Raw genomic sequence first — 25,034 nt, 5'->3', positions numbered from 1 at the left:
TCCCGCTACCATGCGCGCCCATGAACGAAGACGTGCGCAACATCGTGCTCGGGGTGCTGGCGACGGGGGTCAGCGCGTCCTTCGGCTGGCTGGGCCGCACGTACGCCTGGCGACGCAGGCTCCGCCGCAAGCAGGCCTTCCTGGGGCTGCCCTCCGGTTCGGAGTGCCTGCTCGTGGTGAACCGCCTGGCCGGCAGCGAGCGCGGCGTGCACGCCACCGACGTCTCCGCACTGCTCGAACTGTCGGCGCTGATCAAGGACTGCGGGGCGCGACCCCGGATAGTGCAGCACGATACGGCCCGTCAGGGACTGGGCGAGATAGCGGAGTTCTGCATCGGTGGCCCCTACTCCAATCGGCGCATGGCGGCTCATCTGCCCAACCTGCTGCCGGGACTCACGATGAACGTCGAGCAGGAGCCCCCCGAGGACCGGGGGATGATCACGGTGGCGGGCGAGGCCTACCGCCCGGAGTGGGGCGTCAGCGAGTACGTCGCCCTCGCACGCCTCACCCGAGGCGAGGGCGGTCGGCCGGTGTTCCTGCTCTGCGGCCAGGCAGCGGTCACCAATCAGGCCGCCGCACGCTATCTGTCCCGCCACCAAAGGGAGTTGACCCGCACCTACGGGTCGGACGGCTCCTTCGTGCTGCTCCTGAAGGTGATCAACTCGCAGGCCTACGGCCCCGATGTGGTGGAGCTGGTGGCCGATGTCACACGGGAGGCGCGGACGGCTCCCGCAGTCGCACCGGCAGGGACTTGATCCCGTTGATGAAGTTGGAGACGAGCCTGCGGGGCGGAGCGGCGAGTGCCAGGCCGCCGCAGGCGGCGCGCGTCTCCTCGTACAGCACCCGGAGCTGAAGCCGGGCGAAGTGGGCGCCGAGGCAGACGTGCGGGCCGTCGCCGAAGGAGACGTGCGGGTTCGGGCCGCGGCCCAGGTCGAGGCGGTGGGGTGCGGGGAAGACGCGCTCGTCGTGGTTGGCGGAGGCGTGGAAGACGACGACCTTGTCGCCCTCGCGGATCTTCTGGCCTGCCAGTTCGGTGTCGTGTGCCGCCGTGCGCCGGAACGACAGTACGGGCGGGTGGACGCGCAGGAGTTCGTCGACGGCCGTGTCCATGGAGACGTCTCCGGCCCACAGTCTCCGCTGCTCGTCGGGGTGTTCGGCGAGGGCGAGGAGTGCTCCCGGGGCGGCGCTGCGGACGGTGTCGTTGCCGGCGACGGTCAGCAGGAAGAAGAACATCTCCAGTTCGGCGTCGGCGAGTTCGGAGGTGGCCAGCGAGGTCATCACGTCGTCGGCGGGGTGCGCGCGCTTGTGGGCGGCGAGTTCCTGCGCGTACGCGAACATCTCGGCGAGCATGGCGGGTGACCGGGGATTGACCGGGCGCCCGTCGACGTCGAGGACGGGCGGCTCGTCGGGGTCCTGGTAGGCGATGACGCGTTCGGTCCAGGCGTGGAGCAGTCCGCGGCCGCTCGCCGGCACTCCGAGGAGGTCGGTGAGGTTGAGCAGGGCGTAGTCGTCGGTGACGGTCCTGACGAGGTCCGTCTCGCCACCGGACGCGGCCGCGGTCTCGACCGCTTCCGCGAGCAGGCGCCGGGCCCGCTCCCGCGCGGTGACGGCGAAGCGCTCGATCCGCCCCGGGGTGAAGGCCCGGCTGACGAGCCGGCGCAGCGTCCCGTGCTCCGGGGGATCCTGGTTGAGCATCATGCGCCGGATGAACGGCAGGTCAGCGGGGTCGGGGTCCCGGATCTGCGTGGCGCCGAGGGCGGAGGAGTACGTCCCGGAGTCCTTGAGCACGCGGACGACGTCGGCGTGCCGGGTGACGGCCCAGAATCCGGGTCCGGCGGGCCACCCCAGGATCTCCGGCTCCACCTGCCGGGCGACGGGCGCGTGGTCGCGCAGCGCGCGGAAGCGGTCGTGCGGGATCCCGGCGGCGTAGATCCGCGGGTCGAAGACGTCGGGGACGGTGTTGTGCTCCACGGGCCAAGAGTGGGGTCCGGATCCGCCGCACGCAATCGTTACCCGCACGTAACTTACCGACCGGTTACCCCGGGTACGGCCTCGCCGTTACCGTCGGGTCACTTTGCACTCCGTATCACTGACACGAGCAAGGAGTGACCCGTGGGACACCCCCGCAAGGCCCTGCGCACCGCCTCCGTCGGTGCCGTATCGGCCGTCCTGCTGGCCGGCACGATGCTCGGCGCCGCCCCCGCCACGGCGGAGACCGGACCGTCCGTCCGCTTCGTCGACATCGCCGGGGAGGGCGGCACCGTCCTCAAGGCGAACGTCGTCACCCCCGCCGGCGCCGGCGCCTCGGCCCGCCTCCCTCTGATCGTGCTGCCCACGAGCTGGGCCATGCCCCAGATCGAGTACCTCGCCCAGGCCCAGAAGCTCGCCGACTCCGGTTACGTCGTGGTGAGTTACAACTCCCGCGGCTTCTGGGAGTCCGGCGGCGAGATCGAGACCGCGGGCCCGAAGGACGTCGCCGACGCCTCGAAGGTCATCGACTGGGCCCTCGCGAACACCCCCGCCGACGCCGAGCACGTGGGCATGGCGGGGGTGTCGTACGGCGCCGGGATCAGCCTTCTCGCCGCCGCGCACGACCCGCGGATCAAGGCCGTCGCCGCGCTCAGCGGCTGGGCCGACATCATCGACTCCATCTACAGCGGCCGCACCCAGCACGTCCAGGCCGCCGGCCTGCTCGGCGGCCTCGGCTACATCACCGGGCGCCCCGGCCCCGAACTCCAGGAGATCCTGGGCGACTTCCTCTCGTCGAACCTCGACAAGGAGGACGAGATGCTCGCCTGGGGCCGCAAGCGGTCCGCCACCACCTATCTGGATCAGATCAACGCCAACGGCGCCGCGATCATGATGGGCAATGCCTGGGGCGACACGATCTTCCCGCCCAACCAGTACGCCAGTTTCTACGAGAAGCTCACCGGCCCGAAGCGACTGGAGTTCCGGCCCGGCGACCACGCCACCGCCGAGGCCACGGGGCTCTTCGGGCTCCCCAACGACACCTGGACCAACACCCACCGCTGGTTCGACCGCCACCTCAAGGGCGTCGACAACGGCATCGACCGCGAGCAGCCCGTCCAGCTCAAGCCCCGCTCCGACGCCGGCTACGAGGGCTACCCCGACTGGAAGTCCGTCAACGCCAACCAGCGGAAGATCCCCCTCGACGACACCGAGCACCTCTGGGCGAACGTCGACTCCGGGGCCAACGGCGGCATCGCCCTGCTCTCCAACGTCCTGGACCAGCTCCTCCAGACCCCGCCCACCGTCTCCGTTCCCCTGCTCAACCGCGCCTTCGCCGGCGTCTGGCAGTCCGAGCGGTACGACACCCCCCAGCGCGTGCGCGGCACGGCGAAGGTGCACACCACGGTCACCTCCACGGAGGAGAGCGGCACCCTCGTCGCCTACCTCTACGACGTGGGCCCGCTCGGCGTGGGCAAGCTGGTCAGCAACGCCCCGTACACCTTCCACGGCAAGACGCCCGGGAGGCCGTTCGCCGTCGATCTGGAGCTGTTCTCCACGGCGTACGACGTACCGGCCGGACACCGGCTCGCCCTGGTCGTCGACACCGTCGACCCGCTGTACATCGAGCACAACCCGACCGGCGCGCAGCTGACCTTCTCCTCCCCGTCGGCCGACCCGTCGTACGTGTCGGTACCGCTGCGGGAGAAGTGATCACCGGCTGCTGCCGGGCGGGCAGGGCTTCACAGCAGCTACTGCGCTCCCGGCAGCAGCGTCCCGGGTTCGGCCGGCGCGACCTCCACGGCCTTCGTCTTCGGGCTGCGGCGCTCTCGGCGGGCCACCCAGGTGGCGAACCAGGAGAGCAGCATGCACATCCCGATGTAGATCGGTGAGATGACCAGCACGACGGGGATGAACGGCAGGTCGTAGTCGAGGCTCGACGCGATCAGCTTGCCCGCGTGGAGGAACTCCTCGTAGGTGATGAGGAAACCGAGCGAGGTGTCCTTGAGGGCCACCACGAGCTGGCTGATGATGGCCGGCAGCATCGCCCGGACGGCCTGCGGCACGAGGACGTAGGTCATGACCTGCGTCTTGCGCATGCCGAGCGCGTACGCGGCCTCGCCCTGACCGCGCTCGACCGCGTGGATGCCGGTGCGGAAGACCTCGGCGAGCACCGAGCCGTTGTAGAGGGTCAGTCCGGCGACGAGCGCGGGCAGCGGCTGCACCTTCAGCGCGACGAAGATGAAGAAGATCATCACGAGGACGGGCATCGCGCGGAAGAACTCGACGATCAGCGTCGAGATCCACCGCAGCGCGCGGTGCTCGGAGAGCCGTCCGGTGGCGAGGACCGCGCCGAGCGCGAGCGAGAGTACCGAGGCGTAGGCGAAGGCCTTGAGGGTGTTGCCGAGGCCTTCGAGCAGCAGCTCCTGGATGCCCTCGTAGAGGAAGGGCGACCACTTGGTGGAGGTGAACTGCTCGGTGTCGAAGAGGAGATAGAGGAACCAGCCGGCCAGCGCGAGGATCAGCACGGTGGACGCGAGGCCGTAGAGGAGGTGACGTCGCCGGGCGTGCGGCCCGGGGATGTCGTAGAGGGCGGTGGACTCGGTCATCGGGCGACTCCCCAGCGCTTCTCCAGGACATGGAAGAGGGCGCTGATGGTGAGGGTGATGATCAGGTATCCGACGGCGATCCAGACGAAGGTCCAGACGATGTTGTAGCCGAGCTCGCTCAACGTCTTGTAGGTGCCGAGGAGTTCGGTGACGCTGAAGGCCCCGGCGATCGCCGAGTTCTTGGCGAGGGCGATCAGGGTGGAGCCGATGGGAGGGATGACCGTACGGAAGGCCTGTGGCAGGACCACCGTGCCGAGGGTCTGGGTGAAGGTCATGCCCAGGCTTCGGGCCGCCTCTCCCTGGCCGCGCGGCACGGTGTTGATGCCGGAGCGCAGCGCCTCGCAGATGAAGGCCGAGGTGTAGCAGCCGAGCGCGAGGACCGCGAACACCTCGAAGGGCAGGACGATTCCGAAGCGGGGCAGGCCCAGCATGACCGCGAAGAAGAGCAGGGTCAGCGGGGTGTTGCGCAGGACGGCGACCCAGACCGCGCCGAAGACCCGGAAGGAACCCACGGGCGCGACCCGGAAGGAGGCCATGACGAAGCCCAGGACGAGGGCCAACGCCGAAGCGTAGACGGTCAGTTCGACGGTGCCGAGGAAACCCTCGCCGTAGAGCGAGAAGTTGTCGGTCAGGACGTCCATGTCGGGAGGCTCCTCCGGTCAGCTCGCCGGGTACCGGTCGATGGCGGGCGGTGTCGGGGCGGGGACCCCGGAGAGGCCGAGGGTGGCGTCGTAGGCCTTCTCCCAGTCGCCGTTCTTCTCGTGGGCGGCGATGGCGTCGTCGAGGGCGAAGCGCAGCGCGTCGTCCCCGTGGGGGACGCCGATGCCGTACGGCTCCTTGGAGAAGGGCTTGCCGACGACCTTGAGTTCGTCGGGGACCTTGGCGGCGTACCCCATGAGGATGGTGTCGTCGGTGGTGACCGCGTCGACCTGGTAGGTCAGGAGGTTGTCGACGCAGACGGAGTACGTGTCGTAGGCGACGAGTTCGGCCTTCGGGTAGTCCTTCGCGATCCGCTGGTACGGGGTGGATCCGGCGGCCGAGCAGACCCGCTTGCCGGCCAGGTCCTGCGGTCCCGCGATGTCGTCCTCGTCGGTGCGGACGAGGAGGGACTGGCCGGCCTGGTAGTAGGGGCCGGCGAAGCCGACGAGCTTCTTGCGGTTGGCGTTGATCGTGTAGGTGCCGACGTAGTAGTCGATCTGGCCGTTCTGCAGGGCGGTCTCCCGGTTGGCCGAGGCGATCGTGCGGAACTCGATCCCGGCCGGTTCGAAGCCGAGGGAGGCCGCCATCATCTTGGCGATCTCGATGTCGAAGCCGGAGTAGCGGCCGGTCGCCGGGTCCTTCTCCCCCATGTAGGGCTGGTCCTCCTTGGCGCCGACGACGAGCCGGCCGCGCTTCTTCGCCCGGTTCCAGGTGCTCGAGTCGGGCAGCGTGAAGCCCGACTGAACCTGGTAGACGGGGAGTTGCTCGGGCTGCGGCCCCTTGACGGGCGGGCTGCCCTCCCGGCCGCAGCCGCCGAGCACCGCGGTGACGGCGAGCAGCAGGGCGAGCGCGGGCAGGGTCCTGTGCGTACGCTGCATGGATACCGCCCCGCTCAGTGCTTGAGGATCTTGGACAGGAAGTCCTTGGCGCGATCGCTGCGCGGACTCGTGAAGAACTCCTCGGGCGTGCGGTCCTCGACGATGCGCCCGTCGGCCATGAAGACGACCCGGTTGGCCGCGGAGCGGGCGAAGCCCATCTCGTGGGTGACGACGACCATCGTCATTCCCTCCTGGGCCAGTTGCTGCATGACCTCCAGGACCTCGTTGATCATCTCGGGGTCGAGGGCCGAGGTCGGCTCGTCGAAGAGGAGGGCCTTGGGGTCCATGGCGAGCGCGCGGGCGATGGCCACGCGCTGCTGCTGGCCGCCGGAGAGCTGGGCCGGGTACTTCTCGGCGTGCGCGGCGAGGCCGACCCGGTCGAGGAGCTCGCGCGAACGCCGTTCGGCGTCCTCCCTCTTGCGCTTGCGGACCTTGATCTGCGCGAGGGAGACGTTGGCGAGGACGGTCTTGTGCGCGAAGAGGTTGAAGGACTGGAAGACCATGCCGACCTCGGCCCGCAGCCGGGCGAGCGCCTTGCCCTCGTCGGGGAGGGGCAGCCCGTCGATGACGATCTCGCCCGACTCCACGCGCTCCAGCCGGTTCATCGCCCGGCAGAGGGTGGACTTGCCGGAGCCGGAGGGTCCGATGACGACGACCACCTCGCCACGGCCGACGGTGAGGTCCACGTCCTGGAGGACGTGCAGCGCGCCGTAGTGCTTGTTGACGCCACGCAGTTCGATCAGCGGATCGACGACGGCCATACGCTGCCCTGCCCCATTTCTCAGCGGTGTCGCGGTCTGCGCAAACTATCCACCAGAAAAAGGGACTTCACGGCCGACACGCATGAAACCGAAATAAGCCGTATTTACTGCAAAAGGGTGGCGGAGAGGGTCGGGCGAGGAGGGGGCGAAGCGGGCGGCCGGTCAGTACTCGGCGGCCTCCGCGTACACCTGGTACAGCTCCGGCGCACCCGTCATCGCCCAGTCCAGACCGGCCTCGACGACCTGGATCTCCCGGCCGGAGACGAGCCGCACCACGGGGCCGCCGCCGGGCCACACCTGCCAGCGGGCCCCGGGGACGTTCCGCACGATCACGGTGCCGAGGTAGAGACCGGCGTCGTTGCCGATCCAGGGAAGCTCCTCCGGATCGTCGCGCCAGCGGGGCGGCAGCTGGTCCAGCTCCTGGAGGGAGCGCGGGCTGTCGTCGAGCGTCACGCCGGCCTCCTCGACACGGGCGCGGAGCAGCTCGCACTCGGAGAGCAGCTCGCCCACTCCCTCGGGGTCACGGTCGAAGGCCGTGGCCAGCGGCGCTTCGTCGTCGCCGTCGCCGTCGGGCCCATGGCGCTTGCGCCAGCTGTCCAGAAACGGGATGTTCATCCGAACAGCGTCGCACCGTCACCCGCGGGTCGACCACCCGGCGCGCGGAGATCATCTCGGCCTGCCGGGTCACACCGCCGGACGTCCCGGACAGGCCCCCCGGCCTGCTCTTCGGGCAGACGACGCTACTTTCGAAACACGCCCTAGACGTCGAGGTCGACGACGACGGGCGCGTGGTCCGACGCCCCCTTGCCCTTGCGCTCCTCGCGGTCCACGTAGCTGTCCGAGACCGCCTCGGCGAAGGGCTTGTTGCCGTAGACCAGGTCGATGCGCATGCCCTTGTTCTTCGGGAAGCGGAGCTGGCGGTAGTCCCAGTAGGTGTAGGGGTGGTCGTACTTGAGGGGGCGCGGGACCACGTCGGAGAGTCCGGCCTCGCGCAGGCCCGCGAGGGCGGCCCGCTCCGGCTCCGTGACGTGCGTGGCGCCCTCGAACGCGGCGATGTCCCACACGTCCTCGTCGGCCGGGGCGATGTTGTAGTCGCCGAGGACTGCGAAGGGGCGCTCCCCCGCCGCGTCGTCCGCGACGGCCGTCTTGAGCGCTTCCAGCCAGCGCAGCTTGTACGCGTAGTGCTCGTGGACGACCTCGCGGCCGTTCGGCACGTAGACCGACCAGACGCGGACCGGGCCGCAGGTCGCGGAGATGGACCGCGGCTCCTGCACGCCCTCGTACTCGGGGCCGCCGGGCAGGCCCGTGACCACGTCCGCGAGGCCGACCCGGGAGACCAGCGCCACGCCGTTCCACCGGCCCGTGGCGTTGACCACCGACTCGTACCCCAGCGCGCGCAGCTCCTCGGTGGGGAACTGCTCGGCGGTGCACTTGGTCTCCTGGATGCACAGCACGTCGGTGCCGGTGCTCTCCAGCCAGGCCAGGAGGCGGGGCAGCCGGGCGGTGATCGAATTGACGTTCCAGGTGGCGATGCGCATGAGCGCAAGCCTACTGGCGGGGTGTGACAGTCGGCGGATTCAGAGCTCGGCGGAGGCGCCGGGGGCGAGGCGGGAGTGGTCGGTGCCGCCGAGGGCGCCGATCTGGCTGTCGTAGATCGGCCGGGCGAGGTCGGTGAGGAGGGCGTCGTGGATGTCGTACGCACGGCGCGGGCGCACCTCGCGGACGTAGTCGATGACCTCGGAGATCTTGTTCCAGGGGGCCATGACCGGCAGCAGCAGCGTGTCGACGGGCCGGTCGGGGACGGTGAGGGCGTCGCCGGGGTGGAAGACGGCGCCGTCGACGAGGTAGCCGACGTTGGTGATGCGCGGGATGTCGGGGTGGATCACGGCGTGCAGCTCGCCGTGCACCTGGACGTCGAAGCCGGCGGCGGTGAAGGTGTCGCCGTGGCCGACGGTGTGCACACGGCCGGGGAAGGCCGCCGAGAGCCGGTCGGCCACGCTCCGCAGCGTCCAGATCTCGGCGGCCGGGTTTCCCTCGAGGGCGGCCCGCAGCCGGCTCTCGTCGAAGTGGTCCGGGTGCTCGTGGGTGACGAGCAGGGCGTCCGCCCCGAGGACCGCGTCCTCCTCGGTGAACATCCCCGGGTCGAGGACGAGCGTCCGCCCGTCCTTCTCCAGCCGGACGCAGGCGTGGGACTTCTTCGTCAGCTTCACGCGGCCAGGTTACGCGGGAGGTGTCGTCTCCTCCCGGATGACGCGGGTGACCACGCGCAGGGCGGTCTCGGCTGCCGGGAAGCCGCAGTACACGGCGGTGTGTAGCACGATCTCGCGGAGCTCGTCGGGCGACAGGCCGTTGCGGAGGGCGGCCCTGGTGTGGTCGGCGAGCGCGTCGTGGTGGCCGCCGGCGACGAGGGCCGTGAGGGTGACGACGCTGCGGGTGCGCCGGTCGAGGCCCTCGCGGCTCCAGACCTCGCCCCAGGCGTACCGGGTGACGAGCTCCTGGAAGGCGCTGTCGGGATCCTCGGCGAGGGCCTGGTCGACATGGGCGTCGCCGAGGACCTCGCGGCGCAGGCCGAGACCCGTCTCGTACGGGTCGGGGCGCCCGGCCTCGGCGGGCTCGGCGGCCGGGGCCACCGGGGCGGGCTCGGCCGCGGGGGCCTGCGCTGTGGGGAGCGGCGGCACGGCCATGATGCCGCCGGTCTCCTGGGCGGTCCCCGCGAAGTGCTCGGCAAGCAGGTCGGTGACGGCCGCGGGCTGCTCGACGGGCGCGAGGTGCGAAGCGCCGGGGACGACTGCGAGCCGGGCGTCGGCGATCCCCGCGACCAGCGTGCGCGCCTCGGCGGGGCCGGTCACCTGGTCCTCGGAGCCGACGAGGACGAGGACGGGGATGCCGACGCGGTCGAGCGCCTCGCGGACGTCGAAGACGGCGAGGGCCTCGCAGGCGGCGACGTAACAGGCGGGGTCGGTCGTGCGGACCATCTGGACGGCCCAGTCGACGATGGCGGGCTGCGCGCCCGCGAAGAGCGGGGTGAACCACTGCTCGGGGGCGGTGCGGGCCATCGGCTCCAGACCGTTGGTCCGGACGATGACCCCGCGCTGCCGGAACTCGTCGGCGCTGCCGAATCGCGGCGACGTCGCGACCAGCGCGAGCGAGGCGACCCGCTGGGGCGCGCGCAGCGCGAGGTCGAGCCCGACGGCGCCGCCGAGGGAGCAGCCCGCGTAGCCGAAGCGCTGGACGCCGATCGCGTCCAGCGTGGCGAGGAGCCGGTCGCCGAGCTCGGCGACGGAGGTGAAGGGCTGGGCGGGGGCGCCGCCGTGACCGGGCAGGTCGAAGCGGACGACCCGCCACTCGCGCGCGAGCTCGGGTATCTGCCGGTCCCACATGTGCCATGTGGTCCCCAGAGAGGGCCCGATGACCAGGACCGGGGCGTCCTCGTGCCCGTCGACGCGGTATTGCAGGGTGTTCGTCGGTGTCTCACTCACCCGCCAGACCCTCTCATCTCCCACGCAAGTCCCCATAGCCGGGGCACGGCTGTACGGGGCTCAGCAGGTGGAGGACGTCTCGGGCGGCAGCCCCTTCCAGGGGCCGATGCCCCGGCTTGTCCGGTCGGTCGACAGGGCATGGCCTCAAGGATCACCCTCCTTGCGGCACCCTCGTGTGTGGCGGTGTCTGTAGACGGTGCCGGAAGAGGGAAGACCGGGAAGGCGGAGAGAGGCAGTTGGAGAAGATCGAGTTCGCGGACATCGTTCACGCGTACCTCCGGACGGTGCCGCGGGCCGCCGAAGTGCTGCGGGGAATTCCGGAGCCGCAGCGATCGCATTTCACGGCCTGGCCGGCTGAGGAGACCGATCTCTTCGACTTCCTCCCGATGGCTTTGATGCGCCCGATCATGCTCCCCCATCTGGCGGATGAACAGCCCCGTCCGGAGATTCTGGCCCCCTGCTTCGCCTTCGTCGAAGGGCTGGCGCGGAATCCGGACGCGTACGTGCGGAACGCGCTGCATTTCGAGGTGTACGAGCAATTCCTGCGCAGCCGCGAGATCCTGCGCCGCGCGCGACGGTTCTGCGGCCCGGTGTCCGGTGCAGCTCTTCTCGACATGCTCAAGGAGAACTATCCGGCGACGCTTGCGCAGTTGGTCGAGTAGCAGGCAGGAACTCGCCCCTTTCCGACGTGGCGCGAGGAGAAAGCCACACCCGGCTCGAAAAAGGAAAGGACGGTCCGTCAGCGGGCGCGGGCGATGGCGCGCGGGCCGATGACGTGGTCGATCAGTCCGAACTCCAGGGCCTGCTCCGCCGTGAGGACGTGGTCCCGCTCGACGTCCTCGCGGATCCGGTCCAGGTCCCGCCGGGTGTGGTGGGCGAGCATGCCCTCCACGAGCTCACGCTGGCGCTGCACCTCGGTGGCCTCGATCACCAGGTCGGAGACCTGGCCCTGCGTGCCGTGGCTGCGCGGCTGCTGCAGGAGGATCCGGGCGCTGGGCAGGGCTGCGCGCTTGCCGGGCGTACCGGCGGCCAGGATCACGACGGCCACCGAGTTGGCCTGCCCCAGGCAGACGGTCTGGATGTCGGGCTGGACGAACTGCATAGTGTCGTGGACGGCGGTGAGCGCCGTCAGCGAACCGCCGGGTGAGTTGATGTACAGGGCGATGTCCCGGTCGGGGTCCATGGACTCCATGCACAGGAGCTGGGCCATGATGTCGTTCGCCACGACGTCGTCGACCTCGTGGCCGAGGAAGATGATGCGCTCCTCGAAGAGCTTGGCGTACGGGTCGTACTCCCTGGTGCCCTGTGATGTGCGCTCGACGAAGTGCGGCACGATGTAGCGGCTCCGCGGAGGCATGGCACCGGAGCCGGCCGGGCCGGGTGACGGTGGAGAAGTGGGCGTACTCACTGGGCGCGTCCTCCGGGTGGGGATGAGTGCGGGATCCGCCGGAAGGCGGGGAAGGGCTAACGGCGGCGGGGGCGAACGAGAGGCGGGGAGGGACTAGTGGGACGCGACCGCGCCCACGCCGGGCAGGGTGGACGTCGACTGCATGACCTCGTCGATGAGGCCGTACTCCTTGGCCTCCTGCGCGGTGAACCAGCGGTCGCGGTCCGAGTCGCGGGTGATCGTCTCGGTGCTCTGGCCGGAGTGGTGGGCGATGAGCTCGGCCATCTCCAGCTTGGTCCGCTTGAGCTGGTCCACGTAGATCTTGATGTCCGAGGCGGTGCCCGCGAATCCGGCCGAGGGCTGGTGCATCAGGATCTTGGTGTGCGGCAGCGCGAAGCGCTTGCCGGGCGCGCCCGCGGTGGGCAGGAACTGCCCCATGGAGGCGCAGAACCCCATGGCGATGGTGACGACGTCGTTCTTGATGTACTGCATCGTGTCGTACACCGCCATTCCCGCGGTGACCGAACCACCGGGGGAATTGATGTACAGATAGATGTCCCGGGTCGGGTCGGCGGCGAGCATCAGCAACTGCGCGGTGACGCGGTTCGCTATGTCGTCGTCGACTTCCTTTCCGAGAAAGACGATTCGGTCGTTGAGAAGCCGGTTGTACACGGCGTCACTGCCGGGGGCGTCATGTCCGTCGAGGCCGTAAGGCGCCATTCGATGTGATCCGAGCGGGAACTGCTGCGCGCCCATGTGATGTCACTCCTCATCCGTGCGAGGTCCCGGTGCAGCCGGGATTCATGCATTCGGTCAGCGAAGTGGGAGTGAAGACCCCCTACCTTCACTTTTGGCGAAGCTGACACGCATCCATGCCGGGAGCGGCGTGGGTGCCGAACAGTTCGCTGAGAGCGGAGGATCGAGCACAGGGTGATCAATTGGCTGGAAAGAGAGGCTATTTGCGCTGCAAGAGAAACGGTGCCCGCAGGGTTGATCGGCCATCACTACAATCCGGTCCCATGACTACGGTGACTACGCGCTCGGTCGAGTACGCGGCCGACGGCCTGACGATGGTCGGGCACCTCGCGCTCCCGGCCGGTATCGACCGCCGGCCCGCGGTGCTGCTCGGGCCAGAGGGCATGGGGCTCAGCGACGTCGAGCGCCGCAGGGCCGATGCTCTCGCCGGGCTGGGCTACGTAGTGCTGGCCTTCGACCTTCACGGCGGGCGCTATGTGGGCGACCCCGAGGAGATGCTGGCCCGTTGCCTACCACTGCTCTCCGATCCCGAGCGGATGCGGGACATCGGCCACGCGGCGCTCGACGTGCTGCGCGCCGAACCGCGCACCGACCCCGACCGGATCGCCGCCGTCGGCTACGGCACCGGGGGCGCGATCGCGCTGGAACTCGGGCGCGACGGCGTCGACCTGCGCGCGATCGGCACGGTCAACGCGCTGACCACGGGCCGGCCTGGCGAGGCGGCGCGGATCCGCTGCCCGGTGTGGGCCGGAGTCGGGTCGGAGGACCCGATCATGCCGGCCGCGCAATGGGACGCGTTCACCGCCGAGATGGAGGCCGCCGGCGTCGACTGGCGCCTCGTGGTCTACGGCGGCGCCCTGCACGCCTTCCATCATCCGCCGGTCGACCACCCCACGGTCCCCGGCGTCGGCTACCACCCGCGGCACGCGCGGCGGGCCTGGCGCGATGTCGTCGGCCTCCTGGAGGAGTGCCTGCCCGTGACGGAGTGACCACCCCCACCGGTCCCAAGACCGGCGCACGGTCCTATCGTTGCCGGATGCCTGAACACCGTATCGACCACCCGGCCGACCTCGATCTCGTACGCGAGTCCTACGACCGGGTGGCGGACAACTACGCCGACATGGTGGTGACGACGGGGATCGGCGACATCCGTCGCCACCCTTGGCACAAGGCGGCGATCGACGCCTTCGCCGACAGCGTGAGCGGGCTCGGGCCCGTTCTCGACGTCGGCTGCGGCCCGGGAACGGTGACCGGCTACCTGGCCGAGCGCGGACTCGACGTGTCCGGGGTGGACATCTCGCCCCGGATGATCGAGAACGCGCGCCGCCTGTACCCGGAGTGCCGCTTCGACGTCGCCTCCGCCACCGAACTCGACCTCGCCGAGGCCTCTCTCGGCGGCGTGCTCGGGTGGTGGTCGCTGTTCAACCTCCCCCGTGACGTCCTGCCCCAGGTCCTCGCCATGTTCGCGCGCGCCCTGAAGCCGGGCGGGCACTTCATCATGGCCACGCACGTCGGTGACGAGGACAGGAAGCGCACCGAGGCGTACGGAGGGGTGCCCGTCAGCTGGACGACGCACCAGTGGCGGCCGGAACGGATCGTGGAGCTGATCGAGCGGGCCGGACTGCACCCGGTCGCCGAACTCCGGCTCCCGCCCGAGGAGTACAGCGGGCCGGGCGTGGTCGTCATGGCCCGGCGCGCGGACTGAGGATCAGGCGCCGGCATCGGTACGGAGGAGACGAACTCCGCAAGTGGTGGCCGACGTCGGCTCGGTGGACGTCGACGGCGGCAGGTGGGCGCTTCAGCGGGGGACGACCCACATCGGGTTGGAGTAGAACCACAGGTCCTGCCACGGATCGACATCGCCCCGGACGTCCATGGCGGGACCGTGGGGATCGACGGCGGCGCCCCGCAGTCCCGTGGCGCCGCGCTTTCCGTCGGTCCCGCGCAGCCGTACGTACACGGGCCGGTCCAGGCGGCCGAGATCGTACGTCAGCCGCGCCGTCCGCGCGGACGTGTCCACCTCGAAGGACCGGACCACTCGGGTGCCGGGGGCGCAGAAGACGTCGGGATCGTCCGGAGCCCCGGTCACGTCACCCTGGATGACGTCCACGCGGGCCGGACTCGGGATGTCCCCGGCCGAGTTGGGGGCGGTCGCCAGGGCGAGCTCGACGACGAGTTCGACCCGGTCGCCCCGTCGCACGGTCAGCGTCCCGCCGAGGCCGACCGCCCGGTCGTCCGACCGGAGCCGTGCGTGCAGTCCGCCGAGCAGGCCGCCGTGGTCGACCCAGACCCGGCCGGCCCGGAGGCCGTCCATCACGGCCCGGTAGGAGAAGGCTTCCGCCCCGACGTGCGTACGGCTGTACTGGCCCGGCCAGTGGTCGCCGATCACGCGGTTCGGCTCTCCGCCGTGGACGGGGTCGGCGTGGCGGCCGTCGGCGGCGAAGTCGCTGCCGGGACCCCGTACCGACGTGTCGCCGAAGACGTCGTGCGCGTCGGAGTTCACGGTGATCCACCAGGGCCGGCCCTCGGCGAGCAGGCTGTCCCACAGCCCGCCCACGGTCGCGGTCATCCAGTCGAACCCGCCGAACGTCCGGTAACTCTCCGGAGGGTAAAGGGGGTAGGAGTCGGGTCCCGGGGTCCCACTGTAGTGGCCGCGGTACGCGCCGGGCCCGCGCGAGGCCGGCAGTCCGGCGGCCTGGTGGCCGGGCGCGCCCTCCATCCCGACGGCGACGCGCGGCTGGGCGTCGCGCCAGTTCCTGAGGTCGCGTGGCGCGTCGAGGCCCCGCCGCGAGGGGTGGTTGGCGAGGAAGAGGGCGTCCTCGACGCGCCGGTACGCCGAGGCGTCCGCCAGGAAGCCGAGTCCGGAGAGGGCGAGCGCCTTGTGGGCGTCGGTGACGGCGGTGGTACCCGTCACCCCGCCGTCGTACCGCGACTCGAACTCCTTGAGGACGGCGACCTCGTCACGCCCGGGATGGACGAAGACCGTGGCGTGTTCCGCGGCCGGGACGTTCCATTCCAGGCCCTGGAAGACCAGCGTGTCCGGATGGGCCTCGCGGGCCCGGAGGATGTCCGGATTCACCTTGTCCACACCGAGCTTGACGTGGGTGACGCCGCCGTGGTCGGTGATGACGATCCAGCGCAGGCCGTGCGCCCGGGCCTGGCGTACCTGGTCGATGACCCGGTACTTCCCGTCGCCGCTGTACTGCGTGTGGACGTGATGGTCCCCCGCCAGCCACAAGTACCCCATCGCGCCTGTCCCCTTCCCCCCGGAGTGGAGTCCCGAAGCATATCCAGCGGGACGCGCCTCGGCCCGGGCTTCGCCGGGAGCCGGTGTTCGTCAGGGGCTGGTGGCGGAGACGGCGTAGACGCGGGGGAACGCCGGGTCCGTGAGGTCGACCGTGATGTCGGTGTTCGGGCGCGGTTCCTCGCGCTTGACCGTGGTGCCCGCCCAGGCCATGCCGTCGGCGAAGGCCCAGCCGGCGATCTCGGCGTCGCGGTCGCCGACGGTGATCCGCCCGTTGGTGAGCCGCGCGCGGGAGGTGCCGGAGTCGGCGAGGAAGGTGTCGAGGCCGTAGGCGTCCGTCGTGAACTGGACGTAGAGGCGGCTGGTCTTCCAGTTGCTGGTCTCGTAGTAGGCGACGTCCCAGGCTCCGGCCGGGATCGGGACCTCGAAGACCCGGCGCTTCATCTTGGAGGGCGGGTTGGTCTGGAGGCCGGCCGCGGACGACTCGCGTTCCTTGTCGCGGCCGCTGTCGCGGCTCTGGCCCGCGGAGACGACAAGGTAGCCGGCCGGGATGCCGACGAGCAGCACGATGATGACGGCCGTGAGCCAGCGGCGGCGGATCATGTGCCGGCGCTCCTCCGGCAGCTTTCCGTGCGACGAGTGGGGCGGGCGGGGCGGTGATGACGGGTGGGGCGGGGTCATGAAGAAGGGTCCTCGGGTGTACGGGGAGCCCGGGCCGACGTGCCGCTGCGGAGGGCCTGGGCATAGCGCTCGTACCGTTCGTACCGCTCGACGCGGCGCCGGTTGGCGCGGCGGAAGCGGCGGGCGACGAGCCGGGCGAGGTCGGCGGCGCCGACCATCCCGGCCTCGGGGCCGAGCTGGGCGCGGGTGATGCGGGCCTCGGGGCGGTAGCCGCGGCCGGTGAGGTGCCGGCGGAAGGCGTCGCGGGCGGGGCCGATGAGGAGGTCGTCGGCGGCGGAGACGCCACCGCCGATGACGAAGCAGGAGGGGTCGAGGGCGGCGGCGAGGTTGGCGATGCCGACGCCGAGCCACTGGCCGATGTCCTGGAGCAGCTCGATGCTCATGGCGTCGCCCTCGCGGGCGAGCTCGGTGATGAGCGGTCCGGTGATGTCGGGGATGTTGCCCTTGACCCGCTCGATGATCTCGTACGCGACCGGGGAGTCGGCGGCGGCCAGCTCGCGGGCCTCGCGGACGAGGGCGTTGCCCGAGCTGTACTGCTCCCAGCAGCCGCGGTTGCCGCAGGGGCAGCGGTGGCCGCCGGGCACGACCTGCATGTGCCCGAACTCTCCGGCGACGCCGTACTTGCCGCGCTTGACCTGGCCGTCCTCCAGGATCGCGCCGCCGATGCCCGTACCGAGGGTGATCATGACGAGGTGGTCCTCGCCGCGTCCGGCACCGAAGCGCCATTCGGCCCAGGCGGCGGTGTTCGCGTCGTTGTCGACCATGACGGGGACGGCGAGCCGGCCCTGGAGGGCGTCCCGGAGGGGTTCGTTGCGCCAGGCGAGGTGCGGGGCGAAGAGGACCCGGGCCCGGTCGGCGTCGACCCAGCCGGCCGCGCCGATGCCGACGGCGTGCACGTCGTGCCGGTCGGCGAGGTCGAGGACGAGCTCGACGATGGTGTCCTCGACGACCTTGGGGCTCTTGGACTTGTCCGGGGTCTCGGTCCGGATCTTCTCCAGGATGTTGCCGTCCGCGTCGACGACCCCGGCCATCACCTTCGTACCGCCGATGTCGATGCCGACGGTCGGTACGCGGGGCGCCGTCAGGTGGGAGCGCCGCTCCCGGGTCCCGACGGTCCGCAGCACGGTGCCCCGGGCGGATCCCCGGTGGGTGAGGTCGCGGTAGGTACTCATCGGTTCCGATTCTGCCAGGTGGGGTGTGAAGCGGCCGTTACGTCGCGGACGGGCGTTCCAGCTCGTGGCGGAGGTCCTCCAGCTCGGTGCCGCCGGCCATCTGGCGGGTCAACTCGTCGAGGGAGATGGAGTCCTTGGTGTGGCTGCCGGCCATCACGCCCCGCTTGAGCAGGACGAACCGGTCGCCGACGAGGTAGGCGTGGTGGGGGTTGTGGGTGATGAGGACCACGCCGAGGCCCTGGTCACGGGCGGCGGCCACGTACTTCAGGACGACCCCGGACTGCTTGACGCCGAGCGCGGCGGTCGGCTCGTCGAGGACGAGGACCTTGGCGCCGAAGTGGACGGCGCGGGCGATGGCCACGCACTGGCGCTCGCCGCCGGAGAGGGTGCCGATGGGCTGGTCGACGTCGCGCAGGTCGATGCCCATGCGGAGCAGCGCCTCGCGGGTGGTGGTCCGCATGAGGTCGACGTCGAGCCGCTTGAAGGGTCCCGAGCCCTTGGTGGGCTCGGAGCCGAGGAAGAAGTTCCGCCAGACCGGCATGAGGGGGACGACGGCGAGGTCCTGGTAGACGGTGGCGATGCCCCGGTCGAGGGCGTCGCGCGGGTTGGCGAGGGTCACCTCCTCGCCGTCGACGCGGAAGGTGCCGGCGTCGTGCCGGTGGAGTCCGGCGACGATCTTGATGAGGGTGGACTTGCCGGCGCCGTTGTCGCCGAGGACGCAGGTGATCTCGCCCGCGCGGACCTCCAGGGAGACCCCTTCGAGGGCGCGGATGTTGCCGTAGTACTTGCTGACGTCGGCCAGCTCGACGAGGGAGGTCTGTTCCGCGGTCGTCACTTGGTGGCCTCCACACGCTTGCGGATCCAGGCGTTCAGCAGGGTCGCCAGGAGGAGCATCGCCCCCAGGAAGAACTTGAACCAGTCGGGGTTCCACTCGGCGTACACGATGCCCTTGCTGGTCATACCGAAGATGAGGGCGCCGACCGCCGAGCCGATGGCGGAGCCGTATCCGCCGGTGATCAGACAGCCGCCGATGACGGCCGCGATGATGTAGATCAGCTCGTTCCCGACGCCCTCGCCCGACTGGACGACGTCGAAGGAGAAGAGCAGGTGCTGGCCGGAGATCCAGGCGCAGAAGGCCACGCCCATGTAGAGGCCGATCTTCGTCCGGTAGACCGGGACGCCGACGGCGCGGGCGGCGTCGGCGCCGCCGCCGACCGCGAAGATCCAGTTGCCGAAGCGGGTGCGCAGCAGGATCCAGGTGGCGAGGGCGACGAGGCCGAGCCACCACAGGATGGTGACCTTGAGCTCGACGCCGCCGACGGTGACCTGGGAGGCGAAGAGCTTACGGGCGGAGGGGAAGCCCTCCATGTCGGCGATGGTCTTGGTGGAGACGGTGCCGCTGATCAGCTTGGTGAGGCCGAGGTTCAGACCGGTCAGCATGAGGAAGGTGCCGAGCGTGATGATGAAGCTGGGCAGCTTGGTGCGGGTCAGCATGAAGCCGTTGAAGGCGCCGATCGCGAGGGTGACGAGCAGCGAGACGCCGACGCCGACCCAGACGTTCGCCGTCAGCTGGTAGCTGACCATCGACGAGACGAGCGCGGAGCTGGTGACCATGACGCCGGCGGAGAGGTCGAACTCGCCGCCGATCATCAGCATCGCGACCGGGACCGCCATGATGCCGATGGTGGAGGCCGCGTACAGCACCGTGCCCAGGCTCGCGGCGCGCAGGAAGCTGTCGGCGGCGACGGAGAAGAAGACGAAGACGGCGATCGCGCCGACGACCGAGCCGAGCTCGGGGCGGGCGAGGAGCTTCTTCAGCGGGCTGGTGCGCAGGAGCCGTTCGTCGACGTGGTCGACGCCGTCGGACGGTGGGGCGGTGGAGCTCATCGGGTACCCCGCTCCGCGTACTGCTTGAGCGCGCCCGCCTGGTCCTTGGTGATGATCTGGGGGCCGGTGAGGACGGGCTTGCCGCCGCCGAGGACGTCGGCGTTGTAGCGGTAGAGCCAGAGGAGGTCGACGGCCTCGTACCCCTGGAGGTAGGGCTGCTGGTCGACCGCGAAGCCCAGCGTGCCGGCCTCCAGGGCGGTGGCGACCTTGGCGTTGAGGTCGAAGGTGTCGATCTCGGCCGTGCTGCCGGCGCTCTTCGCGGCCTGGACGGCGGCGTCGGCGAAGGGGGCGCCGAGGGTGACGACGGCGTCGATGGCCTTGTCGGACTGGAGCTTGGCCTCGATGGAGGCCTTCACGTCGGGCATGTTGGTGCCGTCGACGTAGAGGTTCACGAGCTCGCCGCCGAAGGTCTTCTTCGCTCCGGCGCAGCGCTGCTCGTGGCCGATGTTGCCCTGCTCGTGCAGGACGCAGAGGGCCTTCTTCTTGGCGCGCTTGTCGAGCTCGTCGCCGACGGCCTCACCGGCGACGGTCTCGTCCTGCCCGATGTGGGTGAGGGCGCCGAAGGCCTTGGACTGCTCGGCGCCCGAGTTCACGGTGATCACCGGGATGCCGGCCTTGACGGCCTTCTCGACGGCGGCCTTCATCGCGTCGGGCTTGGCGAGGGTGACGATCAGGCCGTCGACGCCCTTGGCGATGTACGAGTCGATGAGCTGGGCCTGCTGCTGCGCCTCGTCGCTGTGGGCGTAGAGGAAGTTGATGTTGTCCTTGACGGCGGCCTGCTTGGCGCCGTTCTGGACGATGTCCCAGAAGGTGTCGCCGTCACCGGAGTGGGTCACCATGGCGAAGGTCCAGCGGGGGGTGTCGACGGCCGCCCTGCCCTGTGCCGCCGCGGCCTTGCGGGCGTCCTCCGCCCGCTTTCCGCCGGTGCTGCTGCACCCCGCCAGCGCTCCTGTGAGCGCGAGCGCGAGCACGGCGCCGATGGCGGCCCGTACCCCTCCTGTCCGAAGCCTGGTCACGAGGCCGTGCCCTCCTTTGTGTCCTTCTGCGTGCATTGCAGTATCGGTCATGCGGGTCGTGGCACTTGTCAGCGGGGCCTGTGTGGTCTCAGGGGCGGACCATCAGCTGGAGCTCGAAGGAGTAGCGGGCGGCCCGGTAGAGGTGCGAGCCGTACTCGACGGCCCGGCCCGTGTCGTCGTAGGTGGTGCGTTCCATCGTGAGCAGCGGCGCTCCCTCCCGCTCGTCGAGGAGCGCGGCCTCCTCCGGGGTCGCGGCGCGGGCGCCGATGGACTGGCGTGCGCTGTGCAGGGTGAGCGCGGCGGAGCGGAGCATCCGGTAGAGGCCGGTGGACTCCAGGCGCCCGGTGTCGGGCTCGTCCGGCGCCAGGAGTCCGGCGGGCAGGTGGTTGCGCAGGTACGCCATGGGCTCGCCGTACGCGGTGCGCAGCCGCTCCAGGTAGTGGACGTCGCTGCCCTCGGGTACGCCGAGGGCGGCCGCGACCGGTGCGGTGGCGGGTTCGAGGCGGTTGGCGAGGACCCTGGTGGCGGGGCGGCGGCCCGCGGCCTCCAGGTCGTCGTAGAGGCTGCTGAGCTCCAGCGGGCGGCGGACCCTGCTGTGCACGACCTGGGTGCCGACGCCCCGGCGGCGGACCAGGAGGCCCTTGTCGACGAGGGACTGGATGGCCTGGCGGACGGTGGGGCGGGAGAGGCCGAGGCGGGTGGCGAGTTCGATCTCGTTGCCGAGGAGGGTGCCAGGGGGCAGCGTCCCGTTCTCCACCGCTCCCTCCAGCTGCCGGGCGAGCTGGAAGTAGAGCGGGACCGGGCTGGTGCGGTCCACGGAGAGCGGGGGCAGGGGCGAGCCGGACTGCTTGGACACGGGGGGAGCGTAACCGGGCGCGCCGATGACCGGAAGCCGATGGCGGGCAGCGGATGGCGGGACGTCGTGACGTCCTGTTGTCCTGACAAATCCTTGACACCGGGGTCGTACGGCTCCACGGTGGGGCCATGCGCATCGGACTCATCGGTACGGGACGGATCGGGAGCTTCCACGCGGGGGTACTGGCCCGCCACCCGGAGGTCGAGTCGCTGGTCGTGGCGGACGCGGACGCGGCCCGGGCGGCCGGGGTCGCGGGGGCCCTCGGGGCGGAGGCGGCGCCCGATGTGGCGGCACTGCTCGGGCACGCCCTGGACGCGGTGGTGATCGCCTCGGCGACGGCCGCGCACGCGGAGCTGATCGCCCGCGCCGCCGGGGCCGGACTGCCGGTCTTCTGCGAGAAGCCGATCGCCCTGGACGTGCCCGGCACGCGGGTGGCGCTGCGGGCCGTGGCGGAGGCGGGCACCGAGCTCCAGCTCGGGTTCATGCGCCGCTTCGACGCGGGGTACGGGGCGGCGCGCGAGGCTGTGCGGTCGGGGCGGCTCGGCCGGCTGCACACCGTACGGGCGGCGACGTCCGACCCGGAGCCGCCGCCCGCCGCGTATCTGCCGCTCTCGGGCGGGCTCTTCCGGGACTGTCTGGTGCACGACTTCGACATCGTGCGGTGGGTGACCGGCCGCGAGGTCGTCGAGGTGTACGCGACGGGCTCGGACGCGGGTCCCGTGATGTTCCGGGAGGCGGGGGACGTGGACACGGCCGCCGCGCTCCTCACCCTGGACGACGGCACGCTGGTGACGGTGACCGGGACCCGGTGCAACGGCGCCGGGTACGACGTACGGATGGAGCTGGCGGGCGAGCGGGACCAGATCGCGGTGGGCCTGGACGACCGGACCCCGCTCACCTCGGTGGAACCGCAGGGCCCGGCGGCGCAGGGGAAGCCCTGGCAGGGGTTCCTGGAGCGGTTCGGCCCCGCGTACGAGGCCGAGCTCGACGCCTTCGTCCGGCTGGTGCGCGGCGAGGCGGCCAACGCGTGCGACGGCGCCGAGGCCCTGGCGGCACTCCGGATCGCCGAGGCGTGCGAGCGGTCGCGCCGGGAGCGCCGTCCGGTGCGGGTGGACGACGCCACCGGCTAGCCGGGCGGCGTCACGGGCGGGCGGCCGCCTTCAGGGGTTCGCCGAGCGGACCGTGCCCTGGGCCAGGGCGCACAGCGTCTCGGCGCCGTCCGCGTCGACGGTCAGCAGCTCGCAGCGGACCACCGCCTGTCGGCGGCCCGCGTGGAGGACGTCCGCGCGGGCGCGCAGGGTGCCGCCGGCGGCGGGCCTGACGTAGTCGATGGAATAACCGGCGGTCAGGACGGCGGGGCCGAGGACCGTGCCCGCGGCGAAGGTGATCGCGTTGTCGGCGGCGTACGAGAGGACTCCGCCGTGCGCGAATCCGTTCTGCTGCCGCAGGTCTTCCCTGATCGCCAGCTCCAGGGTGGCGCCCCCGTCGCCGAAGGCGGTGACGGTGGCTCCGAGGAGGCGGCTGAACGGCTGGGCGTCCAGCACCTTCCGGGCGAGGGCGAGGCCGGGTTCGTCGATGTCGGTCATCCGGTCAGCCTATGCAGGGCCTGATCCGGAAGACAGGTGCCTATGCGCCGTCCTCCTCGTCGAGGAGGCCCGCTTCGTGGACGAGCAGGGCGATCTGGACGCGGTTGTTGAGGCCGAGCTTGGCGAGGACGCGCGAGACGTGGGTCTTGACGGTCGGCACGCTCATGTAGAGCTCGGCGGCGATCTCGGCGTTGGAGTGGCCGCGGCCGACGGCGACGGCCACCTCCCTTTCGCGTTCGGCCAGTTCGGCGAGGCGCGCGGTGACCGCGGCGCGCCGCGACTCCTCCCGCGGTTCCGGCCGGTGCTGCCGGTCCGGCTCCTCCGCGACATGGGTCATCAGCTGGCGGGTGACGGCCGGCGAGAGGACCGGGTCACCGGCGGCGACCCGGCGGACGGCGGCGACGATCTCGGCGGGCGGGGTGTCCTTGAGGACGAAACCGGCGGCACCCGCCCGCAGGGCGCGCAGCACCTGCTCGTCGGCGTGGAAGGTGGTGAGGACGACGACCTCGGGGGCGCCGGGGAGCCCGCGGAGGCGTTCGGTGGCGGTGAGTCCGTCGACGTGGGGCATGCGGATGTCCATGAGGACGACGTCCGGGACGAGGCGGTCGACGAGCTCGGGGACCTCGCGGCCGTCGGCGCCCTCGCCGACGATCTCCAGGTCCTCGGCGCCGCCGAGCATGAGGGTGAGGCCCGCGCGGACCAGGGGGTCGTCGTCGACGATCAGCAGCCGGATGGTCATGCGGGCCACGGTAGCCAGGCGTGCAGGGCGAACCCGCCGTCGGGGGTCGGTCCGTGCTCCATCCGGCCGCCGGCGAGGACGGCGCGCTCGGTGAGCCCGATGAGGCCCTGGCCGGAGCCGGGGACGTGCGGGACGGGGCCGGCGGGGGGCGGGTTGTGGACGGTGACGGTGAGGCCCTCGCCGGGACGGCCGCTGACGGTGACGGTGACCTTGGTGCCAGGGGCGTGCTTGCGGGCGTTGGTCAGGCCCTCCTGGGCGATGCGGTAGGCGGTGCGGCCGGTGGAGACGGGGACGGTGAGGACGGCGGGCGGGTCCTCGGGGGCGCCGGAGGGCGCGTCCTCGGGGGTGCCGGCGTCGCCCTTCGCGGCCTTCCCCTGCTGGACGTCGAGCTCCAGGACGACGTCGGCGCCGGCCTCGCGGGACTCGGCGACGAGCGCGTCCAGGGTGGCGAGGGTCGGCTGGGGCCGGTCGCCGCCGCCGTTCTCCCCCGGCGCCCGCAGGACGCCGATGATCTCGCGCAGGTCCTCAAGGGCCTCGTGGGCGCTGTCGCGGATGACGCCGGCGGCGCGGGCGATCTGCTCGGGCGGGGCGTCCGGCCGGAACTCCAGGGCGCCCGCGTGGACGCTGAGCAGGGTCAGCCGGTGGGCGAGGACGTCGTGCATCTCCCGGGCGATGGACTCGCGCGCGAGCCGCTGGGCCTGGGCGGCGCGGAGTTCCGCCTCGGCCTCGGCACGGCGGGCGCGCTCGCGGAGGGCTTCGACGAGCTGGCGGCGGGAGCGGACGAGCATGCCCCAGGCGGTGACCAGCAGGATGAGGACGAAGCCGAGGACGATCGCGATCCCGGCTTTGAGGGTGGGGTCGGGGCGGACGAAGACCTGGACGGTGGAGGCGGCGACGGCGAGCGCCCCGATCCAGGCGACCTCGCGGAAGGGGCGGCGTACGGCGACGCTGAAGAGGCTCGCGAGGACGGCTCCGCCGGCGACCGGGACGACGACGCTGACCAGAGAGAGGGCGACGGCGAGCCCGACGGGCCACCGGCGGCGCAGCCAGAGGGCGCAGCAGGCGGCGGCGCCGGCGAGCTGGTCGAAGAGGACGACGGGCTCGCTGCTGTACTGCGCGCTGCTGTCGGCGGCGACGAGGCCGACGAGGGCCGCGAGGAGGAAGAGCGAGGTGTCGACGATCCAGTCGCGGACGGTACGGCGGGGCCTGGCCGCGCCGCTCTCGCCCGGTTCGACCAGGTGGGAGGGGAGCAGCCGACGCTGCCGGTCCGTACGGGTCATATCGGCAATGTACGCAGCTCGGAGCGGTGCGCGGGT

The 25,034-nt window shown here is 71.3% G+C and carries 27 protein-coding genes; 6 read left to right on the top strand and 21 right to left on the bottom strand.

What is annotated here, in order from left to right:
* The first annotated feature begins 20 nt into the window (after positions 1-20).
* Positions 21-755 (top strand): hypothetical protein, encoded by a 735-nt coding sequence (locus ACWFR1_RS00860; protein ID WP_453545046.1) that lies wholly within the window; start codon positions 21-23, stop codon positions 753-755.
* Here the strand turns inward: ACWFR1_RS00860 and ACWFR1_RS00855 are convergent.
* Positions 706-1,971 carry a cytochrome P450 gene (locus tag ACWFR1_RS00855; RefSeq protein ID WP_453545045.1) on the bottom strand — a complete coding sequence of 422 codons (1,266 nt, stop codon included), beginning with the start codon at positions 1,969-1,971 and terminating at the stop codon, positions 706-708. The genes ACWFR1_RS00860 and ACWFR1_RS00855 overlap by 50 nt on opposite strands.
* Before the next feature lie 141 nt (positions 1,972-2,112).
* On the opposite strand from ACWFR1_RS00855, the gene ACWFR1_RS00850 reads away from it, so the two are divergent.
* The gene (locus ACWFR1_RS00850; RefSeq protein WP_453545044.1) at positions 2,113-3,681 is read left to right on the top strand and encodes a CocE/NonD family hydrolase; all 1,569 of its coding nucleotides are present in this window, start codon (positions 2,113-2,115) and stop codon (positions 3,679-3,681) included.
* 38 nt (positions 3,682-3,719) lie between these two features.
* Here ACWFR1_RS00850 and ACWFR1_RS00845 read toward each other — a convergent pair whose 3' ends face one another.
* The 8 genes from ACWFR1_RS00845 to pcaDC form a co-directional block, all read right to left on the bottom strand.
* Positions 3,720-4,577 carry an amino acid ABC transporter permease gene (locus tag ACWFR1_RS00845; RefSeq protein ID WP_453545043.1) on the bottom strand — a complete coding sequence of 286 codons (858 nt, stop codon included), beginning with the start codon at positions 4,575-4,577 and terminating at the stop codon, positions 3,720-3,722.
* The gene (locus ACWFR1_RS00840) at positions 4,574-5,218 is read right to left on the bottom strand and encodes an amino acid ABC transporter permease (protein ID WP_453545042.1); all 645 of its coding nucleotides are present in this window, start codon (positions 5,216-5,218) and stop codon (positions 4,574-4,576) included. The genes ACWFR1_RS00845 and ACWFR1_RS00840 overlap by 4 nt, the downstream gene beginning before the upstream one ends.
* 18 nt (positions 5,219-5,236) lie before the next feature.
* The gene (locus ACWFR1_RS00835) at positions 5,237-6,154 is read right to left on the bottom strand and encodes a glutamate ABC transporter substrate-binding protein (protein ID WP_453545041.1); all 918 of its coding nucleotides are present in this window, start codon (positions 6,152-6,154) and stop codon (positions 5,237-5,239) included.
* A gap of 14 nt (positions 6,155-6,168) precedes the next feature.
* Positions 6,169-6,915 (bottom strand): amino acid ABC transporter ATP-binding protein, encoded by a 747-nt coding sequence (locus tag ACWFR1_RS00830; RefSeq protein ID WP_453545040.1) that lies wholly within the window; start codon positions 6,913-6,915, stop codon positions 6,169-6,171.
* Positions 6,916-7,077: 162 nt separating this feature from the next.
* Positions 7,078-7,530: a DUF6278 family protein gene (locus tag ACWFR1_RS00825; protein ID WP_453545039.1), complete on the bottom strand. Its 453-nt coding sequence runs from the start codon at positions 7,528-7,530 to the stop codon at positions 7,078-7,080.
* Positions 7,531-7,673: 143 nt separating this feature from the next.
* Positions 7,674-8,453, bottom strand: a complete 780-nt coding sequence (locus ACWFR1_RS00820; RefSeq protein WP_453545038.1) for an exodeoxyribonuclease III — start codon at positions 8,451-8,453, stop codon at positions 7,674-7,676.
* A gap of 39 nt (positions 8,454-8,492) precedes the next feature.
* Entirely contained in the window at positions 8,493-9,125 is a 633-nt protein-coding gene (locus ACWFR1_RS00815; protein WP_453545037.1) for an MBL fold metallo-hydrolase, read from the bottom strand.
* Positions 9,126-9,134: 9 nt separating this feature from the next.
* A complete protein-coding gene (pcaDC, locus tag ACWFR1_RS00810; RefSeq protein WP_453545036.1) occupies positions 9,135-10,394 on the bottom strand; it encodes a bifunctional 3-oxoadipate enol-lactonase/4-carboxymuconolactone decarboxylase PcaDC in 1,260 nt (419 codons plus the stop codon).
* 236 nt (positions 10,395-10,630) lie between these two features.
* On the opposite strand from pcaDC, the gene ACWFR1_RS00805 reads away from it, so the two are divergent.
* Positions 10,631-11,056, top strand: coding sequence for a hypothetical protein (locus tag ACWFR1_RS00805; protein ID WP_453545035.1), 426 nt, complete (start codon positions 10,631-10,633; stop codon positions 11,054-11,056).
* A 77-nt stretch (positions 11,057-11,133) separates the two neighbouring features.
* On the opposite strand, the gene ACWFR1_RS00800 is transcribed toward ACWFR1_RS00805, so the two are convergent.
* On the bottom strand, positions 11,134-11,751 hold the full coding sequence (locus ACWFR1_RS00800; protein WP_453545034.1) for an ATP-dependent Clp protease proteolytic subunit: 618 nt from the start codon (positions 11,749-11,751) through the stop codon (positions 11,134-11,136).
* Between the two features lie 144 nt (positions 11,752-11,895).
* Positions 11,896-12,501, bottom strand: coding sequence for an ATP-dependent Clp protease proteolytic subunit (locus ACWFR1_RS00795; protein ID WP_453545391.1), 606 nt, complete (start codon positions 12,499-12,501; stop codon positions 11,896-11,898).
* Positions 12,502-12,800: 299 nt separating this feature from the next.
* Between ACWFR1_RS00795 and ACWFR1_RS00790 the strand changes: the two genes are divergently transcribed.
* Both ACWFR1_RS00790 and ACWFR1_RS00785 read left to right on the top strand, forming a co-directional pair.
* Entirely contained in the window at positions 12,801-13,526 is a 726-nt protein-coding gene (locus tag ACWFR1_RS00790; RefSeq protein ID WP_453545033.1) for a dienelactone hydrolase family protein, read from the top strand.
* Positions 13,527-13,573: 47 nt separating this feature from the next.
* A complete protein-coding gene (locus ACWFR1_RS00785; protein WP_453545032.1) occupies positions 13,574-14,242 on the top strand; it encodes a class I SAM-dependent methyltransferase in 669 nt (222 codons plus the stop codon).
* A 93-nt stretch (positions 14,243-14,335) separates the two neighbouring features.
* On the opposite strand, the gene ACWFR1_RS00780 is transcribed toward ACWFR1_RS00785, so the two are convergent.
* The 7 genes from ACWFR1_RS00780 to ACWFR1_RS00750 form a co-directional block, all read right to left on the bottom strand.
* Positions 14,336-15,784, bottom strand: a complete 1,449-nt coding sequence (locus tag ACWFR1_RS00780; RefSeq protein ID WP_453545031.1) for a PHP domain-containing protein — start codon at positions 15,782-15,784, stop codon at positions 14,336-14,338.
* Between the two features lie 90 nt (positions 15,785-15,874).
* Positions 15,875-16,462, bottom strand: a complete 588-nt coding sequence (locus ACWFR1_RS00775) for a hypothetical protein (protein WP_453545030.1) — start codon at positions 16,460-16,462, stop codon at positions 15,875-15,877.
* Positions 16,459-17,634 (bottom strand): ROK family glucokinase, encoded by a 1,176-nt coding sequence (locus ACWFR1_RS00770; RefSeq protein WP_453545029.1) that lies wholly within the window; start codon positions 17,632-17,634, stop codon positions 16,459-16,461. Before ACWFR1_RS00770 ends, ACWFR1_RS00775 begins: the two co-directional genes overlap by 4 nt.
* A gap of 37 nt (positions 17,635-17,671) precedes the next feature.
* Positions 17,672-18,469, bottom strand: coding sequence for an ATP-binding cassette domain-containing protein (locus ACWFR1_RS00765; protein ID WP_453545028.1), 798 nt, complete (start codon positions 18,467-18,469; stop codon positions 17,672-17,674).
* On the bottom strand, positions 18,466-19,521 hold the full coding sequence (locus tag ACWFR1_RS00760) for an ABC transporter permease (protein ID WP_453545027.1): 1,056 nt from the start codon (positions 19,519-19,521) through the stop codon (positions 18,466-18,468). Before ACWFR1_RS00760 ends, ACWFR1_RS00765 begins: the two co-directional genes overlap by 4 nt.
* Positions 19,518-20,537: a sugar ABC transporter substrate-binding protein gene (locus ACWFR1_RS00755; RefSeq protein WP_453545026.1), complete on the bottom strand. Its 1,020-nt coding sequence runs from the start codon at positions 20,535-20,537 to the stop codon at positions 19,518-19,520. The genes ACWFR1_RS00760 and ACWFR1_RS00755 overlap by 4 nt, the downstream gene beginning before the upstream one ends.
* A gap of 88 nt (positions 20,538-20,625) precedes the next feature.
* Positions 20,626-21,354: a GntR family transcriptional regulator gene (locus tag ACWFR1_RS00750; RefSeq protein ID WP_453545389.1), complete on the bottom strand. Its 729-nt coding sequence runs from the start codon at positions 21,352-21,354 to the stop codon at positions 20,626-20,628.
* Between the two features lie 167 nt (positions 21,355-21,521).
* Between ACWFR1_RS00750 and ACWFR1_RS00745 the strand changes: the two genes are divergently transcribed.
* Entirely contained in the window at positions 21,522-22,523 is a 1,002-nt protein-coding gene (locus ACWFR1_RS00745) for a Gfo/Idh/MocA family protein (protein ID WP_453545025.1), read from the top strand.
* Between the two features lie 30 nt (positions 22,524-22,553).
* Here ACWFR1_RS00745 and ACWFR1_RS00740 read toward each other — a convergent pair whose 3' ends face one another.
* The 3 genes from ACWFR1_RS00740 to ACWFR1_RS00730 are packed head-to-tail and all read right to left on the bottom strand — an operon-like array spanning position 22,554 to position 24,998.
* Positions 22,554-22,979: a PaaI family thioesterase gene (locus tag ACWFR1_RS00740; protein ID WP_453545024.1), complete on the bottom strand. Its 426-nt coding sequence runs from the start codon at positions 22,977-22,979 to the stop codon at positions 22,554-22,556.
* A 40-nt stretch (positions 22,980-23,019) separates the two neighbouring features.
* Complete coding sequence (locus ACWFR1_RS00735) at positions 23,020-23,718, bottom strand: response regulator (RefSeq protein ID WP_453545023.1); 699 nt, start codon at positions 23,716-23,718, stop codon at positions 23,020-23,022.
* Positions 23,715-24,998 carry a sensor histidine kinase gene (locus ACWFR1_RS00730; protein ID WP_453545022.1) on the bottom strand — a complete coding sequence of 428 codons (1,284 nt, stop codon included), beginning with the start codon at positions 24,996-24,998 and terminating at the stop codon, positions 23,715-23,717. The genes ACWFR1_RS00735 and ACWFR1_RS00730 overlap by 4 nt, the downstream gene beginning before the upstream one ends.
* Positions 24,999-25,034 lie beyond the last annotated feature (36 nt).

The sequence above is a fragment of the Streptomyces sp. NPDC055103 genome (genome assembly GCF_053607625.1).
This window is presented reverse-complemented; position numbering and strand designations above follow the sequence as displayed.

Coding starts and splice junctions, on each gene's coding strand:
- ACWFR1_RS00860 (WP_453545046.1), top strand. CDS start 21: ATGAACGAAGACGTGCGCAACATCGTGCTCGGGGTGCTGGCGACGGGG.
- ACWFR1_RS00845 (WP_453545043.1), bottom strand. CDS start 4,577: ATGACCGAGTCCACCGCCCTCTACGACATCCCCGGGCCGCACGCCCGG.
- ACWFR1_RS00840 (WP_453545042.1), bottom strand. CDS start 5,218: ATGGACGTCCTGACCGACAACTTCTCGCTCTACGGCGAGGGTTTCCTC.
- ACWFR1_RS00835 (WP_453545041.1), bottom strand. CDS start 6,154: ATGCAGCGTACGCACAGGACCCTGCCCGCGCTCGCCCTGCTGCTCGCC.
- ACWFR1_RS00830 (WP_453545040.1), bottom strand. CDS start 6,915: ATGGCCGTCGTCGATCCGCTGATCGAACTGCGTGGCGTCAACAAGCAC.
- ACWFR1_RS00825 (WP_453545039.1), bottom strand. CDS start 7,530: ATGAACATCCCGTTTCTGGACAGCTGGCGCAAGCGCCATGGGCCCGAC.
- ACWFR1_RS00820 (WP_453545038.1), bottom strand. CDS start 8,453: ATGCGCATCGCCACCTGGAACGTCAATTCGATCACCGCCCGGCTGCCC.
- ACWFR1_RS00800 (WP_453545034.1), bottom strand. CDS start 11,751: ATGCCTCCGCGGAGCCGCTACATCGTGCCGCACTTCGTCGAGCGCACA.
- ACWFR1_RS00795 (WP_453545391.1), bottom strand. CDS start 12,501: ATGGCGCCTTACGGCCTCGACGGACATGACGCCCCCGGCAGTGACGCC.
- ACWFR1_RS00790 (WP_453545033.1), top strand. CDS start 12,801: ATGACTACGGTGACTACGCGCTCGGTCGAGTACGCGGCCGACGGCCTG.
- ACWFR1_RS00785 (WP_453545032.1), top strand. CDS start 13,574: ATGCCTGAACACCGTATCGACCACCCGGCCGACCTCGATCTCGTACGC.
- ACWFR1_RS00780 (WP_453545031.1), bottom strand. CDS start 15,784: ATGGGGTACTTGTGGCTGGCGGGGGACCATCACGTCCACACGCAGTAC.
- ACWFR1_RS00775 (WP_453545030.1), bottom strand. CDS start 16,462: ATGACCCCGCCCCACCCGTCATCACCGCCCCGCCCGCCCCACTCGTCG.
- ACWFR1_RS00770 (WP_453545029.1), bottom strand. CDS start 17,634: ATGAGTACCTACCGCGACCTCACCCACCGGGGATCCGCCCGGGGCACC.
- ACWFR1_RS00760 (WP_453545027.1), bottom strand. CDS start 19,521: ATGAGCTCCACCGCCCCACCGTCCGACGGCGTCGACCACGTCGACGAA.
- ACWFR1_RS00745 (WP_453545025.1), top strand. CDS start 21,522: ATGCGCATCGGACTCATCGGTACGGGACGGATCGGGAGCTTCCACGCG.
- ACWFR1_RS00740 (WP_453545024.1), bottom strand. CDS start 22,979: ATGACCGACATCGACGAACCCGGCCTCGCCCTCGCCCGGAAGGTGCTG.
- ACWFR1_RS00735 (WP_453545023.1), bottom strand. CDS start 23,718: ATGACCATCCGGCTGCTGATCGTCGACGACGACCCCCTGGTCCGCGCG.
- ACWFR1_RS00730 (WP_453545022.1), bottom strand. CDS start 24,998: ATGACCCGTACGGACCGGCAGCGTCGGCTGCTCCCCTCCCACCTGGTC.